The sequence below is a fragment of the Neolewinella agarilytica genome (assembly GCF_900110645.1).
Taxonomy (GTDB): domain Bacteria; phylum Bacteroidota; class Bacteroidia; order Chitinophagales; family Saprospiraceae; genus Neolewinella; species Neolewinella agarilytica.
On the sequence record NZ_FOFB01000025.1, the window covers coordinates 50,293 to 68,137 of the forward strand.

14 protein-coding genes are annotated in these 17,845 nt (G+C 53.7%); 5 read left to right on the plus strand and 9 right to left on the minus strand.

What is annotated here, in order from left to right:
* Positions 1 to 4 precede the first annotated feature (4 nt).
* The 3 genes from BM123_RS18875 to BM123_RS18885 form a co-directional block, all read right to left on the minus strand.
* Positions 5 to 622, minus strand: a complete 618-nt coding sequence (locus BM123_RS18875) for a Uma2 family endonuclease (RefSeq protein WP_090171799.1) — start codon at positions 620 to 622, stop codon at positions 5 to 7.
* Positions 623 to 801: 179 nt separating this feature from the next.
* Positions 802 to 1,953 carry a Gfo/Idh/MocA family protein gene (locus tag BM123_RS18880; RefSeq protein ID WP_090171801.1) on the minus strand — a complete coding sequence of 384 codons (1,152 nt, stop codon included), beginning with the start codon at positions 1,951 to 1,953 and terminating at the stop codon, positions 802 to 804.
* A gap of 183 nt (positions 1,954 to 2,136) precedes the next feature.
* Complete coding sequence (locus BM123_RS18885; protein ID WP_175489463.1) at positions 2,137 to 3,021, minus strand: DUF4349 domain-containing protein; 885 nt, start codon at positions 3,019 to 3,021, stop codon at positions 2,137 to 2,139.
* Positions 3,022 to 3,174: 153 nt separating this feature from the next.
* On the opposite strand from BM123_RS18885, the gene BM123_RS18890 reads away from it, so the two are divergent.
* The 3 genes from BM123_RS18890 to nagB all read left to right on the plus strand — a co-directional run bounded on the left by BM123_RS18890 (position 3,175) and on the right by nagB (position 7,221).
* Positions 3,175 to 4,044 carry a phosphatase PAP2 family protein gene (locus BM123_RS18890; protein ID WP_090171805.1) on the plus strand — a complete coding sequence of 290 codons (870 nt, stop codon included), beginning with the start codon at positions 3,175 to 3,177 and terminating at the stop codon, positions 4,042 to 4,044.
* A 308-nt stretch (positions 4,045 to 4,352) separates the two neighbouring features.
* A complete protein-coding gene (locus BM123_RS18895) occupies positions 4,353 to 5,216 on the plus strand; it encodes a phosphatase PAP2 family protein (protein ID WP_090171807.1) in 864 nt (287 codons plus the stop codon).
* A gap of 52 nt (positions 5,217 to 5,268) precedes the next feature.
* On the plus strand, positions 5,269 to 7,221 hold the full coding sequence (gene nagB / locus BM123_RS18900; RefSeq protein WP_090171809.1) for a glucosamine-6-phosphate deaminase: 1,953 nt from the start codon (positions 5,269 to 5,271) through the stop codon (positions 7,219 to 7,221).
* A gap of 586 nt (positions 7,222 to 7,807) precedes the next feature.
* Here nagB and uxaC read toward each other — a convergent pair.
* The 6 genes from uxaC to BM123_RS18930 all read right to left on the minus strand — a co-directional run bounded on the left by uxaC (position 7,808) and on the right by BM123_RS18930 (position 13,523).
* Positions 7,808 to 9,211 (minus strand): glucuronate isomerase, encoded by a 1,404-nt coding sequence (gene uxaC, locus BM123_RS18905; protein ID WP_090171811.1) that lies wholly within the window; start codon positions 9,209 to 9,211, stop codon positions 7,808 to 7,810.
* 111 nt (positions 9,212 to 9,322) lie between these two features.
* Positions 9,323 to 10,453 (minus strand): mannonate dehydratase, encoded by a 1,131-nt coding sequence (gene uxuA / locus BM123_RS18910; RefSeq protein WP_090171814.1) that lies wholly within the window; start codon positions 10,451 to 10,453, stop codon positions 9,323 to 9,325.
* 165 nt (positions 10,454 to 10,618) lie between these two features.
* Positions 10,619 to 11,752 carry a Gfo/Idh/MocA family protein gene (locus BM123_RS18915; protein WP_090171817.1) on the minus strand — a complete coding sequence of 378 codons (1,134 nt, stop codon included), beginning with the start codon at positions 11,750 to 11,752 and terminating at the stop codon, positions 10,619 to 10,621.
* Between the two features lie 15 nt (positions 11,753 to 11,767).
* The gene (locus BM123_RS18920) at positions 11,768 to 11,959 is read right to left on the minus strand and encodes a hypothetical protein (RefSeq protein WP_090171818.1); all 192 of its coding nucleotides are present in this window, start codon (positions 11,957 to 11,959) and stop codon (positions 11,768 to 11,770) included.
* Entirely contained in the window at positions 11,946 to 12,170 is a 225-nt protein-coding gene (locus BM123_RS18925; protein WP_139211954.1) for a hypothetical protein, read from the minus strand. Before BM123_RS18925 ends, BM123_RS18920 begins: the two co-directional genes overlap by 14 nt.
* Positions 12,171 to 12,509: 339 nt before the next feature.
* Positions 12,510 to 13,523 carry a hypothetical protein gene (locus BM123_RS18930; protein ID WP_090171821.1) on the minus strand — a complete coding sequence of 338 codons (1,014 nt, stop codon included), beginning with the start codon at positions 13,521 to 13,523 and terminating at the stop codon, positions 12,510 to 12,512.
* A 441-nt stretch (positions 13,524 to 13,964) separates the two neighbouring features.
* On the opposite strand from BM123_RS18930, the gene BM123_RS18935 reads away from it, so the two are divergent.
* A complete protein-coding gene (locus tag BM123_RS18935; RefSeq protein WP_090171823.1) occupies positions 13,965 to 17,012 on the plus strand; it encodes a DNA polymerase III subunit alpha in 3,048 nt (1,015 codons plus the stop codon).
* A 279-nt stretch (positions 17,013 to 17,291) separates the two neighbouring features.
* On the plus strand, positions 17,292 to 17,741 hold the full coding sequence (gene tnpA / locus BM123_RS18940; protein WP_090171825.1) for an IS200/IS605 family transposase: 450 nt from the start codon (positions 17,292 to 17,294) through the stop codon (positions 17,739 to 17,741).
* The last annotated feature ends 104 nt before the right edge of the window (positions 17,742 to 17,845 follow it).

Here is a 17,845-nt window from a genome sequence, read left to right on the forward strand (position 1 = left end):
CCGTTTATTCCTCTTCCCACTTAGACCGTGGCAGCACGTTGCCAACTGCAAACGAGCCCAATAGCGGGCTATCGAACGTTTCATCACGAGAGAAGAACACAATGCTTTCGTACCCCTCCTTTTCGGTGGGTTCGGTATGCAGTTCCAGGTGATGGTCAATCAGATTGATGATCCAGTACTCCTGGATTCCGTAAGAGGCGTAGAGCTTAGCTTTTGGACCACGATCGCGGCCTAGCGTAGAATCGGCTACTTCGACGATCAGTCTGACGTCTTCTGGCTGCGGTCTTTTTTTGCGAAACCGATGCTTCATTTTACGGGCCAGCACGTAATCTGGCTCAGGCATACTGTGAAGTGGAAAGGCTACGGGTTGCTCCTGGCGGCAGATGTACTTCTTTCCATAATTCGTTATCATGAAGTAATTCATCTCTTGCAACACAAAAGAATGTGACGCACCAATCGGACTCATATCAACAATTTTTCCAAAAAGCAACTCTACCTTATCTGTGTCCCCCAGCACTCCTGACTCAATCATCATTTCGTACTGCTCCAACGTCCAGGTGTGCTGATTCAGGATCAGTTCCGTTTCATCCAATACCGGAATGGGCAAATTTTGCACAGTCATATTGCTAAGATAACGTATTTTTTCGAGGGAACGTTGCACGCGGCAGGGCAATCACTTTTAGACAAATCAGGCCTTCGGTGCGCCCTTCGGCAAGCTCAAAAGGCCATAAGCACTAAAACCGATTGCCCTGTCTCACGCGGTTACCATCGTGTATATCACCAAATGGACATTACTACCGCCTACAGATACACCCACCGCTCTTCCGCATCACTTTTGATGATGGCATCGCAGATGACAAGCTCCCGCAGGCCATCTTCGAAGTTGGCGTAGAGGGTGTGCTCGTCATCGGCGGCATCGCCGGCGAGGATGGCATCGTAGAAGGCCCGGAAGCATTGCTTAAAGGTATCGGGGAAGCCCTCGTTATGGCCACCGGGGTAGTTTACGAAAGGTGCTGGCAGGCCCTGCAGTAGGGCTGGGTCTTTCAGCAGGAATTCGCTGGCTTGGTCTCGACGACCGATGAGGAGTTCGTTCGGGCGTTCGCTGTTGAACTCGTAGGCAGCGTCGGAGGTGGCAATGTCGTAAGTCAGGCGGTTTTTGTGCCCGGCGCTGACCTGGGTGACAAAGAGTTGGCCCTTAGCGCCCCCCTTAAACTTAAGGAGGATACTGGCGCAGTCATCAGTGGTGATGTCGATGGTTTCCAGGTCCTCGTCGCGTAGCACCTCGTTATTGAAGGAGCTTACTTCGCCTTTGGGCCGGCGGCGGGTCTTGTGCACCGTCGTCAGGTCCGCCAGGATGGCTTCCACCTCGAGACCGGTGGTAAAGTGGACCAGGTCCAGCCAGTGCGTTCCGATGTCGGACACGGCACGCAGGGCGCCGCCCTGATCGGCCAGTACGCGCCAGTTGTAGTCCGTATCGTAGAGTAGCCAGTCCTGTTGGTAGCCCCCCACAACGGAGAAGATTTTTGCATCGCCTTCTTCCAGTCGCTTTTTCACCTCCAGGTTCATGGGGTAGAAGCGAAGGTTGTAGTTGACGCCGGCCTTCAGGCCGCTCTTTTTGGCCAGTTCGACCAGTTCGATACCCTGCTCAGAGGTCATGGCCAGTGGCTTTTCGCACATGACGTGTTTTCCGGCGGCAAGGACTTGCTTCACCATCGGGTAGTGCAAAACGTTGGGCACCGCCAGGTGAATGACGTTGAGCTCATCGTCAGCTAACATAGCGTCAAAATCAGGGTAAGCGTGCTCCAGGTTGAGCTGTTGGCGGGCTTCTTCTGCTAACTCAAGCGTAGCGCTCGAAATCCCCTTAACCCGGACGCCCAGGCGGCGAAGGCCTTCTACGTGAACGGGGCCGATGAATCCGGTGCCGGCAACGCCGGCTGTAATCGTACTGTACATATTGTGTGCTTATGGGTGGTTGGCTTGGGCAAAGGCAAGCTAGGCAAAATCGAGAACAGGAGAGAATTATTGAAGGAGGGAATTACAATAACAAAGCACTCCCCTCCCCTGCCTTTCCCTTCTGCGTCCTCTCCTCCCTTCCGCGTCCTTCTGCGTGAGAAAACCCCAGGGCAAGCAGCGAACCTATCCCCGCCCCTTCCGTCGCCACCGCCGAAAGCCCCAAAACGCTACTCCACCAATCAGTAACAAAGGCCAGATGGCAACAAGGCCCAGCACCAACTCCTGGATCATTTCCCAGCCGAAGGCCAGGCTCGACAACAACTTATTACCGAAACTACGCCGGTAGCTATCTCCCGTGTCCCGGTACTCCTGTGTCTCGTAAAGTTCCAGGGTCAGCGTCGAAAGGCTAACCTGATCGCGGAGATAGCGCAGCTGCCCTTCTTTTGATTCGATCTCTTCGGTAATGACGCGGATTTTGTCTTCCGCATTAAGAATATCCTCCACTTTCTGGGCGCGGTTACGCAGAACATCGATGTAACGATCCCGAACGTCGCGTTTGGTTTGCAGGCGAGATTCAAGGTCAAGCCACTGGGCGGTTACGTCGCGGCTGTCCAGGTTTTGATAGTCGATGTCCTGAGCAATCAGGGGCAAAAGCTCCAGCGTGCTGCTAAGGTGATCTGCCGGCAGACGAATCTCCATGGTCACCGTATGCTCGTAGGAAGAGTTCCGGCGGTGCTGACTGGCCAGATAGCCCCCCGCTTCAGCTACCGTGCGGCTTACGATGGCCAGCGCCGTATCCAGCTGTTCCACACGGGCGCGGGCGCTGGCGGTGTAGATGATTTTGGGAGCAGTCGAGGCCTTTTCCGGGGAAACGTCAGGTGAAGATTCCACCGTCAGGTTACTTACCATTCCATCGCTATCATCTCCATCAAATTGCATCTCCTCCATGATCGTGGGTGACTCCATCGCCATCCCGGCGTCTCTGGCCATTTCGGAGGATGTGGCGCTGTCGCAGGTGCAGAGAAGGGTTAAGAGCGCAAGGAGCGTAAAACATCGGATTAATCTCATCAGTATTGATTTTAGCTTAAGATGCGGGTTTTCACAGGAATGCATGAACAAAGTGCCTTATTCACAGCCTGTTGACAATTCCTTCCGGTACTATTAACAGGGAACAAAAGGTTCTCCGGCCCGTTAGAAGCGGGCGAGTGCAAAACAAACTATATGAAACTATTTTACCCCCTCTTCTTCCTTGTGGCGTTTACCACAAGCAGTCTCTTCGCTCAGTACACGGACACTACCCGGACGACAGACTTCGACATTCACGATCAATACGCCGTCAACCCCTGGGTGAGTGTGCCCGTCATTGCGCTCGGGGCGTGGGGTAGCCAGACCCGCCTGAAAAAGTTACAGGATAAGCCCGGGCTTACTCCCCTGGAGATCGCCAACCGCAATCCGGACGATGTCCCCGGCATCGACCGCATCGCCCTGCGGCAGGATTTTGACAAGCATAAGCAGGCCATCATCAACTCCGACAATCTCTTTGGCTTTGGGCAATTCGCCCCTTTCTCCCTCTTCATTTGGAAGAAGTACCGTAAGAACTGGCTAGACATCAGCCTGATGTATTTCGAAGCACAGGTAACCCAGGGGCTTTTCTACGGCTTCGCTCCCTTTGGCCCTACGAGTATTGATCGGTATCGCCCCAGGGTATACTACGATGAGGCGGAGCTTGAGTCCCGCACTGACGGTAACCAGCGCAACAGTGTTTTTAGCGGCCACGTGAGCACGATGTCTACCGGCTTTTACTTTACGGCCAAGATGATCGACGATCACAACCCGCAGTTCACTGGTGGCCAGCGCGTACTGTTATACACCGGTGCTTCGATCCCTTCACTTGTTGGTGGCTGGATGCGCGTTCGCGGCCTGAAGCACTACCCTACTGACGTGGCCATCGGCCTCGGTGTCGGGGCCATCAGCGGCATCCTTGTGCCGGAGCTCCACCGCTGGTGGGAGCGCCGCCACAAGAGCAAGATGATGCTTCGGCCGGTCTACGGCAACGGAGCAGCGGGAGCCGGATTTTCCCTGATTTTTTAGCCCGGCCATCACATGTACTCCTGTGCGTGTTCAGACTCGCCGGACGCTGAAAGGAACTCTGTAATTTCGCCTCCGGCTCCATGGTTGAGCGCCTTCGGGACCCTGAAAAGGACAGTCCAGGACTTCGAAGCGTACCTTTTCCGGAGCGGAGCGAGGGGTAAAATGTTCCTTTCCCTTTGGGGCTGCTGCGCGGTTAGGGTCCGGTAGCGAGTATGCGTTAGCCCTTTACAACCTCCCTTTGCACCTGCGGTAGCGCCCTACGAACCATCTCATCTTGGGTTACGTTGGGTAGACAACACAGCTACAAGATGAAAGTATTTCCCTTCGCAGTACTCGCAGCCCTGCTCCCCATTAGTCTATTTGCGCAGAAGACCGACGAAGACACTTATGACCCCAAGACCGAAAAAGTCTACCGCGTTAACCCCTGGGTTAGTGGAGGGGTCGGCGTCGGAGGCATGCTCATTTCTACTATTGGCATCGACCGGTTACGGGAAAAAGAAGGCTTTACACTCGACGAATTAAACGCCCTTAACCGGGACGACGTTCCGGGCTTTGATCGCTACGGCCTTAGCCGTGACCCCGAAAAGCGGGAAGCCTCCGAGGAAGTAAGCGATTATATCTTCAATGCCTCCATCCTTCTTCCGCTGACGCTATTCACGCATAAAAAGTTCCGGAAAGACTGGTTGGATATCACAACGCTGTATATCGAAGCCCATGCGCTTTCGGGGAATACCTACGCCTGGACTCCTCTTGGGCCAACCTTCAATGACCGGATCCGGCCAGTGGCTTACTACCCTGAGGTGGACTTCGGGCTAAGGAGCCAGGGAAATAGCCGGAACAGCTTTTTCAGTGGCCACGTGAGCACGACGGCCGTGGGTACTTTCTTCTTCGCCAAAGTTCTGTCTGACTATAACCCGCAGTGGACGGGCGGCCAACGGGCGCTGGCCTTCGGCCTGGCCAGCATCCCCCCTATCTTCGCTGGCGTACAGCGGGTACGAGCCCTGAAGCACTTTCCCTCTGACTCCGTAGCTGGCCTGGCCGTCGGTGCTTTCTTCGGTATCATGACCCCGCAAATACATAAAAACTGGCAGCGAAAGCACCGGACCAGACTATCCGTAGGCGGTAGCTACGGAGATGGTGCGGGGAGTGGCGGATTGGTACTGACATTTTGAAGATTGCAGGATTTTACTAACTTGACTCGCTAACTGTTGATTTTACTGACTTATGATCGATCTGCTTAGCATTCACAACTCTCCCGACGCCGATATTTCCTACCGTCACGTTGGCAGCACGGACCTCACCCGCTACGAAAAGATGCACGTAGAGGTGTTTTCCGAAAGCGACAATGCCTCCATTGCCGTAGCCCGCGAAATTGCGGACCTGATCCGGGCACGCGCTTACCAGAAAAAACAGTGCGTACTCGGGCTGGCGACCGGTTCCTCCCCCATCGGAGTCTACAAAGAGCTCGTTCGGCTACACGAAAAAGAAAACCTGAGCTTCCGCAACGTCGTCACTTTCAACCTGGATGAATATTACCCCATGGAGCGGAGCGACATCCAGTCCTACTGGCACTTCATGCAGGAGAACCTATTCAAACACGTAGACATCACGCCGGAGAACATCCATATCCCCGACGGCATGATTGAGCTGGCGGATGTTTACAGCCACTGTATGCAGTACGAAAAAATGATCGATGATCATGGCGGACTCGATTTCCAGCTGCTTGGCATTGGCAGAACCGGCCACGTAGGGTTTAATGAGCCAGGCTCCAACTCCCGCAGCCTCACCCGGCTCATTACCCTCGATCATCTTACGCGGGTAGACGCCGCCCCTGCCTTCCAGGGTATGAACAACGTGCCGACGCGAGCCATCACGATGGGCATCAACACCATTCGGAAGGCTAAGCGGGTGGTACTGGTGGCCTGGGGCCACAAAAAGGCGGAGATCGTTCAGACGGCCGTCGAAGGCGAGCGCACCTCCGTCGTTCCGGCCTCTTTCCTGCAGGACCACGACAACCTCACCGTCCTGCTCGATCAGGAAGCCTGTTCTGAACTGCGGCGCTTTAAGACGCCCTGGTTGGTTGGGCCCGTCAACTGGGACGAAGACCTGAAGCGTAAAGCCATCGTCTGGCTCAGCAGCTACGTAGAAAAGCCCATCCTTAAGCTTACCGAACGGGACTATAACAACCACGGCATGTCTGACTTGCTCGCCCGGGAAGGTTCCGCCTACGAGCTCAATATTCAGATGTACAACGCCCTGCAGCACACCATCACCGGGTGGCCGGGAGGCAAAGAAAAAACGGAAGGACAGAACCGGCCGGAGCGCCCGCAGCCGAAGCATAAACGGGTTATTCTCTTCAGCCCGCACCCGGATGATGACGTGATCAGTATGGGCGGCACTTTTCTGCGGCTTGTAGACCAGGGGCACGAAGTACACGTTGCCTACCAAACCAGCGGGAACATTGCGGTGTCTGATGCCGACGCTTTGCGCTTCGCTGAGTTCAGCCAGCAACTCAACCAACATGCTAAGGTTGAAAACCCGAAACTGGACCAGGTCATCAAACGGCTGCGCAAACAAAAGCGATCAGAGAAACCCCACAAGGAAGTACTCAACATCAAGGGGCTCATCCGCCGGGGCGAAGCCCGGGCCGGCGCGCGTTTCTGCGGCCTGCCGGATGATCAGATCCACCACCTGGATCTGCCTTTTTACGAGACCGGCGACAACCAGAAAAACCCTCCCGGCGAAGCCGACTACGAAAAAACCATTGAGCTGATCAAAAAGGTCCGCCCTCACCAGATTTACGCCGCCGGTGACCTGGCGGACCCGCACGGTACACACCGGGTTTGCCTTGACATCGTCTTCGAATCTCTGAAGCGATTGAAGGGAGACAAAGCCATCAAAGACACCTGGCTCTGGCTCTACCGGGGCGCCTGGCAGGAATGGCCCATCCATGAAATTGAGATGGCCGTACCGCTTAGCCCTCAGGAAGTAGACAAAAAAAGACAAGCCATTTTCTTCCACCAGAGCCAAAAAGATGGTGTCATGTTTCAGGGAGAGGACGACCGGGAGTTCTGGCAGCGCGCGGAGCAGCGCAACCGGGAGACGGCCAGACGGTACAACCAGTTGGGTCTGACAGAGTACGAAGCAATGGAAGCCTTCAGGCGCTGGCGGTTTTAGGGAATAGAGAACATCCACGGGGTGTACGAACTGACGAAAGCGCTCTCCTGGCACCTTAGGAATCAGGGATAGGTCCTGAAATAATATCCGGGGAGAACAATCGGCCACGACTGAAGTATAGCTCCATCCGGGCGGCTATACCCAGACCACTTTGACTTAGGTGTAATGTTAATTATGGGATGATTTAGTTATACGAACCAACTATCTTTCCCATAAGAAAGTCGTTATGTAAAAAAGACAAGCATAATGACATCAGCCGCTCTCGATTTGCCTCAGTCCTGTCTTCAGCAAGCCCGTGCCTGCCTGGGTGTTTGTCGCCACTGTTTTGACAGCACGAGCCCTACTCAGTCCTGTCATACAAGCCTCTCCGATGTCATCGTATCATTGGAAGTTACCATTCTGCTATTGGGGACTAAAAACGAATTGGCTCACAATCACCTGGGCCACTGCGTGGAAGTCTGCGCCAGTTGCGCAGCGGAATGGGGAAAGAGTGGATGCCCCCGCTGCCAGCAGAGTGCCAGTGCTTGCCAGTCTTTTGTTGCTTTTTGGCGGGGGAATCGACATTAGCAGTCAGCTAAAGTCACTACTACTCTACCCCAAAGTATGCCGCAGCATTCCCATAACAAACGTTGCCAACCAATTCGCTCAACATCGCCTTATCCCCGGGAATACGGCCTTTGGCGGCGTCGTTGCCCAGGAGATTACAGAGCAGGCGGCGAAAGTATTCGTGGCGGGGGTAGCTGAGGTAGCTGCGCGAGTCCGTCAGCATACCGATGAAAGTAGACAGGAGGCCCATGTTGGAGAGCGTATTGATTTGCTCGGTCATTCCGTCCCACTGATCAAGGAACCACCAGGCGGATCCCCACTGTACCTTTCCGCGAATGCCGCCTCCGGCGAAGTTGCCGATCATGGTAGCGAAGACGGCGTTGTCCGCAGGGTTAAGGTTATAGAGAATGGTTTTGGGTAGTTCGCTGGTGTTATCCAGCGTATTGAGCAGACGGCTCAGACCGGCTGCTTGCGGGAAATCACCGATGGAGTCGAAGCCAGTATCGGGGCCGAGTTCCCGCAGACCGCGCTCGTTATTGTTGCGCAGAGCGCCGAGATGAAGCTGAAATACCCAGCCGCGTTTAGCGTACATCCGGGCCAGATCAACCAACAAGGTAAAGGTGAAAGTTTGGGCGCTCACCGCAGGTGCCAGGAAGGTTTCTGAAAGCAAGGTTTGCCCACACACCTCCGCCGCCAGCTCGGGGTCATAGGCCACATTGGGCACGAAGGAAAGTCCGTGGTCAGAAATGGTACAGCCCTGAGCCGCAAAATGATCAAGGCGCTTGCTTAGTGCCCTCAGTAAATCGTCGTAAGAAGCTATGCTGACGCCACTCACTTCGCTCAGCTTAGCGATGTACTTCCGCCAGTTTTCTGCGTCGATCAACAGCGCTTTATCCGGCCGCCAACCGGGGAGCATTCTCGTCTTACAGTCGGTCTTCGCCAGTGCAGCGTGGTGTTCAAGGCCATCCGTTGGGTCATCCGTGGTGCAGACCATGCGGACGTTCTGCCCGGCCAGCAAACCCCAGGTCCCGCCGTTCTCGCTCCGCAGCTTTTCACCGGCTTTGTCGTAAACGTAGTCTGCGTTCTCCGCCGTGAGCAAGGCATCAATACCGAAGTAGCGCTTCAGCTCCAGATGGCTCCAGTGAAAGAGTGGATTTCGCAGCGTGTGGGGAACCGTTGTAGCGTAGGCTCTGAATTTATCCCGGGGTTCAGCATCTCCGGTAATCAGTTTTTCTTCCACCCCGTGCATTCGCATGGCCCGCCATTTATAATGGTCTCCGGCCAACCAGGCGGCATGGAGGTTGGCGAAGTGGTGATCCGTCGCCAACTGCTCCGGAATCAAATGATTGTGGTAATCGATGATGGGCTGCTCCCGCGCAACATCGTGGTACAGCTCACGGGCGAGCGGGGTTTCGAGAAGCCAGTTTTCTTGGATGAAAGACATGAGTAGATGGTGGTTTGGTAGACGGTAGATAGTAGTCGGTAGGCGGTAGGCGGTAGACGGTAGGCGGTAGATAGTAGACGGTAGAGGTCAGGGTATCTACCGTCTACCAAACTAACGCCTACCCAAAAGCCCCCGTCGCAGCCCTTCCAGTTCTGCCAGCCCCTTCATACGGCCATAGAGGCTGTAACCGGGGTTGGTGGGGCGCTTTCGGTCGTCGAGAAGCGTGAAGCCATGATCGGGGCGAAAGGGAATATCTTTATCGACCAGGGGAGCCATCACGGCGGCCATATCGACGTCGCCCTCCAGGTGGCCGCTTTCGGCGAAGGTGCCGTCGGGGGCCTTAACAACATTACGAAGGTGCAGGAAGTGAATACGGTCAGCAAACTCCCGGGCCATGGCGGGCAGGTCATTATCCGCCCGGGCCCCGAGGGAGCCGGTGCACAGGCAGAGCCCGTTAGCATTGGTATCGACCATGGCCAGCAGCTCCGCCAGATCATCCCGGTGAGAGACAATGCGTGGCAGCCCGACAACGGGCCACGGCGGATCATCGGGGTGAATGGTCAGCTTAACGCCTTCGGCCTCGGCAACGGGCACTACCGCTTCCAGGAAGCGGCGGAGGTTATCCTTAAAGTCCATCCGGCTGATACCCAGGTATGGAGCTACTGCAGTTTTAAAAGTGTCAATCGTGAAGCTTTCCTCGGAGCCCGGAAGCCCTTTGAGCATCGTCTCCGTGACTTCCTCTTTATCCGCCTTGCTCATAGACTCCCAATGCACCTGCGCGCGCGCCAAAAGGTCTGCCGGATACTCTTTCTCTGCTCCTTCCCGCTGTAAAATGTAGAGGTCGAAGGCCGCCAGGTCGAGGCCGTAGAGCGCTACCGTTGTACCACCAGTGACGGGTACGGCCAGTCGCGTCCGCGTCCAATCCAGTACCGGCATAAAATTGTAGCAAACCGTCGTAACGCCCTCTGCTGCCAGATGGCGAATACAGGCTTTGTAGTTCTCCAGCAGGGCCTGGGCAGACGCTCCGTTCTGCTTAATCTGCTCGTGTACCGGCACACTTTCCACCACCGACCAGGGAAGGCCATCCAGCTCTGTTATCCGCTGGCGAATTTCTGCACGACTCCATACTTCGCCATTAGGCACATGGTGCAAGGCCGTCACGACGCCCTTGGCGCCAGTTGCTTTTACTTCGTCAATATGGATGGGATCATTCGGGCCATACCAGCGCCAGGAGGAGTACATAGTCAGTGCGTTGAAACTTTGGAATTAAACCACAACGCACGTTAATGCGTCAGTTTAACACACAATATTACGATAAAATACGGAGACTGATTTCTTCCTACGATGCCAGAGGCGTCATCCCGTTCTAATACTTCCCTAATGCGGTAGCTCTTACAGACTACCGAACTACAAGACCACTCTCTTCCCCGTCTCCGCACTTTCGATGATGGCCCGGATCACGGCTATATCGTCCCGGCCCATTTCTCCGGGTGCCAAAACTGGCGTATTGTTCATGATAGCCAGGGCGTCATCATCCATTTGCAGAGTCTGTTGCTTTCCGTCGATGGGTGGCCCAAGCACGGTGCCGGCACTCGTCAGTCCCTTTACACCTCCATAGGGCTGCATAGGTTGCATCTCATGCCAGCCGTTTTCGCCTTCGATGCGCAACTGATTATAGTTGGTTACCACACTGGTTTTTCCTTCGGCCAGCAGCCCACCGGGAAATTCCAGGGTATACTCCGTCGTAACGTCTACTTCCGTTGGGCGGTGTTGCATGGCTTTAACGACGGCCACGGGCGCCATTTGCAGACCGTAGCGAAGGCCATTAACGGTATACACGCCCATATCGTAGAGAGCCCCTCCCCCCATGGCGCGTTGGCCGCGCCAGTAATCAGTGGGCGGGTCACTGCCGGCGTAGCCAGCCAGGGAAGTAGCGGCGGTGAAAGCCCCGAAGGCTTTCTCTTTGCTCAGGGCGATAAAATCCTGAGTATTTGGTTCGTGCAGCATCCGGTAGCCGATGCTTAGGCGGACATTATTTTCGTTGCAGGCATCGATGATAGCCTGGCTGTCTTCGACCGTCATGGCCATCGGCTTTTCGCACCAGACATGCTTACCCGCTTTGGCGGCGCGGACGGCAAATTCTTTGTGCGTAGCCGTTGGAGTGATGACGTAGACGACATCGATGTTGGGGTTATCCGCCAGCTCGTCCATATTGTCGTAGCTGTAGACGTTTTCGTCCGGAATATCGTGCTTCGCCTGCCACTCCGGAATTTTTTCCGGGCTGCCGGTAATGATGCCCGCCAACTGACAGTGCCGGGTAAACTGCAGGGAAGGCGCAATTTGTCCCTTGGCATAGCTTCCGAGACCTAACAAGGCTACGTTAAGCTTACGGCCTTTTTCGGGCGCACGCGCGGGTGCAGAGGAGCTTGCAGTAGCCGTGTTGCCAGCTCCGCAACTCACCAGCCCGGGGGCCAGAGCCAGGCCCGTTGCGGCCGTAACGGTTTGCCGCAGAAAGCGGCGGCGGGAGTTTTTGTTCATCATCGAAAAGAGTGTGGCTCAGGATTTCTGTCCTCGCCGGTGTAGTAATAAAGCCAGCCCCAGACAGACCAGAATCAGTATCAGGTTGTACATCCACGGCAGCTCTCCGCCCAAAACGCCGTACTTCAAGCCGAAGTAGGCGCCAAAGTAGACAGCACTCATCAAGATGAACAGCCCCGTGGAAGGCTTGTTCGGGTTAATCGGTTCCATTATTATCTGAATTGTGAGTTGACCGAAACTGCTTTCGATACTGCCAAAGAGCAACTTCTGCTAAGATCACGGCGCCAAAAAGCAGCATTTGCTGCTGCCCCGTCATTTCCCCTCTGAAAAGTAGATACTTAATGGCAAAATAGGCCATCACAGGAGCCCAGCCTGCGTATTTAAGCCAAGGTGGTGGTTGGTTAGAAGTACCGTGGTTCATTTGCCAAAGATAAGTGCGTGAACAGAAATCGTAAATAGAGGGAAAGGCGATTAGCCCGTAAATCCGGTTAGCCAACAGCTAAAAGACTTCTTAACATTAGTTGCCACAACAAAAAAAGGCCCAAACGAATCGCGTTTGGGCCTGATTATACGACTGTGCTGTCCACAGCGTCTCTCATGAAAAATAAACCTATTCTTAGTATTCGGTAGCCAAAACTCATTAAGAGTTACATCTCAACTACTAAATGGTACCGCAAATTTAGCTTGTTCAGGCTGCAAGAACGTAGCAAATAATGCAAAAAACAAATTAATTTTAAGCTAATATTAGTACAAATTAGCATTATCGCACGTTCATAACCTCAATTCGCTGTTTCGTATTGCCCACCTTGCGGCGCAAGTTATGAAAATACGTGGTAGTGTACTTAGCTGAATCGGCACTAAGTACGTTTGCTTTATCTAAAAGATTGTTAAACCATAACTTCATCTGTTTAACGATGCGTTCATCGTAAGTGACCAGATAGTTCGGTGTTATTAGTGTTGAAAACACAATAGACTGCAGCTTTGAATCTACTATTACAACGCTATTTGTGTTGCTCAGTTCATTGTGATAGACCCGAAAATCGGGGCTTTCTTTAGTGGGCTTTTCACTAGGAACAAAGCGCTTGCCTTCCCGTACCATATCTTCCATGTGCTGAATGATAACTTCTATCTCACTAAACATTCTTTCCACCAGGTGTGGAGCACTGAGATAACCTGTTTGTACCCCATGTTCAATTCTCCTGAGAGTAACATCTAATATGTCAATTGACCACAACTCGCGGGAGGGGAAACTATAGGCAGCTTTCAAGGAACGCTCCGCAATTTCATATATCTCCGGATCAATCAGGTCCACACTGAAACTTTTCCCTTTCCACTTTTCGAAGTTCCAGGTCGTCAAACCAAACAGATACGTTTTGTAGGCCAGTAAGGTCGGGGAATACAGTTCGTAAAACAAGGGCAACTCCGAGGTGGCATAATCGACCCTTGCGCCTGGAATTGTTTTTGCGAGGACAATCTGTTTTTCCAGGCTCAGAAAATAGTCTTTCTCACTGGGGAATTTCGCTTCATTCCCTGCGGGGTAATACATCTGTGGGCGATCCGTTCTGCCATCGTCAAGTCTTATCCTATAGTGACGGGAAAGGTTGATAAGTTCCTGGGCCGATAAAGCCGTATCTCCACGTAACCGCCGGTAAACTGCGTCTCTTCCTACGTGAAGAATCTCTCCTATCTCTGAAACCATTTCTGTACGAGACTCAAATCTTCTTGATAACCTCAAAAAGAAATCCGCCTGAAAATTTTCTCTGCTAATATCCATTATCCTTACTCTACCAAATCATTTGTCCTAAAAGACAATTCTTTACTTAACAAACTCGAACCTGATGGTTACCAGACTCAACAATTGCTAAGACAATGTTTATTTTTCGTAAAGAGGGACGAATAGAAGAAAGCGAAGTCACTATATCGACGCTAAGTTAGGATTTTCCTAACAAACCACGAATAGTTTATTCTATTATAATAAAACAAAAAATTTGTTTATTGTTTAGACATCGCATTACTTTGTAGCGTAATATGTTTGTCAAGGGCTAGCCCCTACCTGTTTATTTTCCTATTACTCTCATCCCTGAAAACTTACTCTACACATGAATTTACTGCTACTTGGTCCACTTTGGTGGATCAACCCCATTATCCATTCTCTACTTGTTTCTTGTGGTCGCCCAACCCTTCATGTCTGGCCGTCTCGTCACTTGTTTTAAGCATGCATCTGACCTGTCACACCGCTTTTAGCCTGCGTTTTGGCGTGCTTATGCCGGATCAGCTCGTCAGCAAAGCTGCCGCCTGGGGCGTCAGTTGCCTGGCCTTAGCTGATGCTAATAGCACCAGTTGTGCCGTTGAATTTGTCTCCCGTTGCCGGGCAGCGGGCATCAAGCCTATACTGGGTATTTCTTTTTGGCGGGACGGGCAATGGCTCTATACTGGCCTGGCCAGGAATGCAGAAGGCTGGCGGGAACTGTGTGCCTTTTTGAGCAAATATTCTTTAGAAAAAAAACCTCTCCCGACGGTTCCCCCTCCCCTCCCTGACTGCTGGATCATCTACCCCAGGCTCTGTAAGCCCATTCAGGATTTCAGAAAAAACGAACTCCTTGGCATTCGCCCCCAGCACGTCAACCGGCTTTTTAGCCACGAGCTGCGCCACCATCAGCACAAACTGGTCGTATTGGCTCCCGTTGTTACGATCACCGACGAGGACTACTCCCGCCACCGGGTTTTACGGGCCATCGACCTGAACACCGTTCATACCAAGCTTACGCCCCGCGACCTGGCCCAGCGCGGTGACCGCCTCCTCCCCCCGGACACCCTCCACCAGTTTTATAAGTCTTACCCGGATATTCTTCGCAACACCCAACGCATTATCGACAGCTGCGAGGCTGATTTCCCAACGGGCTTACGCATTAACCGCCAGACCTTTACCGGCTCTAAAGCGGGGGATTATGCCCTCCTTGAAAAACTTGCGCTGGCCGGTGTTACCCGCCGCTATCCGGCGGGCGCTCGTTTCCAGAGAGCCAGACTACGGGTAGAGCGGGAACTGGCCGTAATCCGCAAACAAGATTTTTGCTCCTATTTTCTGATTACCCACGACATCGTCCGCTACGCCCGCGCAGCGGGCTACCAACACGTAGGCAGAGGTTCCGGAGCAAACTCCATCGTCGCTTTTTCCATCGGCATTTCGGACGTAGACCCCATTGAGCTGGACCTTTACTTCGAGCGCTTTATTAACCCCTACCGGGCCAGTCCTCCGGACTTTGATATTGACTTTAGCTGGGACGAGCGGGACGACGTGATTGATTACGTCTTCAAGCGTTATGGCCAGGACCACACCGCCCTTTTAGCAACCTACTCCACCTTCAAGGGACGGGCAGCCCTCCGGGAAGTAGCTAAAGTGTATGGCCTGCCGAAAGAAGAAATCGACCTTCTCGTCCGTAGCCCACACGACCGTGCAGCAACAGATCCGAAGGCCGCTGAGGTGCTCAAAATTGCCGTGGGTATTATTGGCTTACCCAATCACCTGGGTATCCATGCCGGTGGCATCATCATTACCGAACGCCCCATTCACTACCATACGGCGCAACGACTGATGCCAAAGGGTTTCCCCGTTGCCCACTGTGACATGTACCACGCAGAAGACATGGGGCTGCACAAATATGATGTACTGAGCCAGCGGGGGCTAGGCCATATTCGCTCCGCCGTCGATCTGATAAAACGCAACAGGGGAGCAGCCGTTGACGTCTACGATCTGGACAAAGTGAAAAACGACCCGAAGGTCAGGGCCATGCTTAAAAGCGGGCGGGCGATCGGCTGTTTCTACATCGAGAGCCCCGCCATGCGGGGGCTACTGACGAAACTGGGCTGCGATAATTACGTCCACCTGGTCGCCGCCTCAAGCATTATCCGGCCGGGGGTGGCGAAGTCAGGCATGATGAAGGAATACATTCGCCGCTACCACTACCCCCACAGCTTTGAATACATTGACCCTGTTTTCAAGGAACACCTTGGCGAAACCTTTGGCGTTATGGTGTACCAGGAGGATGTGATGAAGATCGTCCATCATTTTGCGGGCCTGGACCTCGATGAAAGTGACGTTCTGCGGCGCATCATGAGCGGTAAGAAACACAACGGGGATACTTTTGATCGTCTGAGAGAAAAGTTTTTTGCGGGGGCGCAGGTGCGGGGTCGGGACCCGGAAAAAGCAAAGGAGGTCTGGCGGCAGGTAGAGAGTTTTTCCGGATACAGCTTTTGCAAGGCACACTCCGCCAGCTTTGCCGTGGAAAGCTTTCAGAGCCTCTACCTGAAGGCCCATTACCCACTGGAATTCATCGTCGGCGTCATCAATAACTTCGGTGGCTTTTACAAAACAGAGTTCTACGTCCATGAAGCCCGTATGGCCGGAGCTACCATCCATGCTCCCTGCGTTAACCGTGGCCGCTATTTAACGGAATTACAGGGAAAAGACCTTTATCTAGGCTTCATTCACGTAAAGAGCATTGCCGAGCGGACCATATTCCAGCTCCTGTCGGAGCGTGAACGCAACGGCCCCTTTCAATCGCTCACCGACTGTTGCGCCCGCCTGGACCTGGATGGCAGTCAACTCGACCTGATGATCCGGGTGGGGGCCTTTCGCTTTACTGGTAAAACAAAGTCAGAGTTACTCTGGGAAAAGAACGCTGTTTTCAATCCACGTTCAAAGCGGGAGGCCAGCCATGAACTTTTTGAGCTCGCCGCTCCTCAACAATATTTTCACCTCGATCTGTCGCCCAATCATCGTTCCGGCCATCAGCTGAGTGCGGAGCAGCTCGACCAGGCCTTCGATGAACTGGAATTACTGGGCTTTCCGCTTTGCTCCCCTTTCTCGCTGGTTAAACCAGCGAACGAAACCACCGCTCCAGGGCAAGAGGCTGCCCTACCGGCAAAAGCTCACCAGCACGTCAACGGCTGGGGGAGCCCCGGCCAGGCCGGGGCGCTGGCGACGGCTACCGACCATAGCTACCTGACAATCAGGGCCTACTTCGTCTGCGATAAAATTGTCCGCACCGTAAAGGGCGAGCGAATGAGCTTCGGTTGCTGGCTGGACGAAAATGGTCATTACCTAGATACGGTACATTTCCCCGATAGCCTGAGTACGTCTCCTTTTCAGGGGCCGGGTGTCTACCGGCTTCGGGGCCGGGTAGCGCGGGAGTTTGGCTTTCCCTCCCTGGAGGTGGCAGAGATGGAGAGATTGGCTTATTTGGGGGATTTGAGGTTTGGGTGAGGGGGCGTAAGATGAATTCGTGGCGCTTTGCGCTTCTCTCTTCACGGCGCTTCGCGCCTGGATTACGTGACATTACACGGCGCTTCGCGCCTGGGCTCCCCGGATTACGGACAGGGCTTCGCCCTGCCTCCATCCGGGGCTAAGGATGTTGGCCCCCTACGGGGTCTTTAGCGAGGGAATAAGCGTTTATATACGTATATAAACGTAAGTATACGCTTAAAGAACGACTACAACGAGCCCTGTCCTGCTCCTTTGTTGCTCACTAATTCTAATTCAATCGTGAGCAAAACTTACATCCGTACCGTTTACCAAATCGTTTTTTCCACTAAGCATCGTGTTCCTTGCCTGACGAAACCCAACAGGGAAAAGTTATTCCGCTACTTGAGCAAAATACTGGAGAATAAGCGCTGCACCGTCTACCAGATCGGCGGCATCGAAGATCACCTCCACATCATTTGCAGTCTTCACCCTTCGGTTGCCTTGGCCAGCGTGGTGAAAGACTTGAAGTTGGCCAGCTCCTCCGTCATCAAAAAAGAGAAGTTGTTTCCCGGCTTCACCGCCTGGCAGGTCGGGTACAGTGCCTTCACGTACAAGCCTGAAGCGCTGACGGACCTGATCCACTACGTAGCCATCCAGGAAGAGCATCACCACGGCGAAACCTCCCCCGAAGAACTCCGTCGCCTCCTCCGCGCCCACGGCATCGAGTTTGACGAGACCTACTTCGAATGACCGTTTGTGCAGACCCCGTAGGGGTCAAACATCCTTAGCCCCGGATGGAGCCGCCGACGGAGTCGCGGCGCAATCCGGGGAGCCCAGGCGCGAAGCGCCGTGAA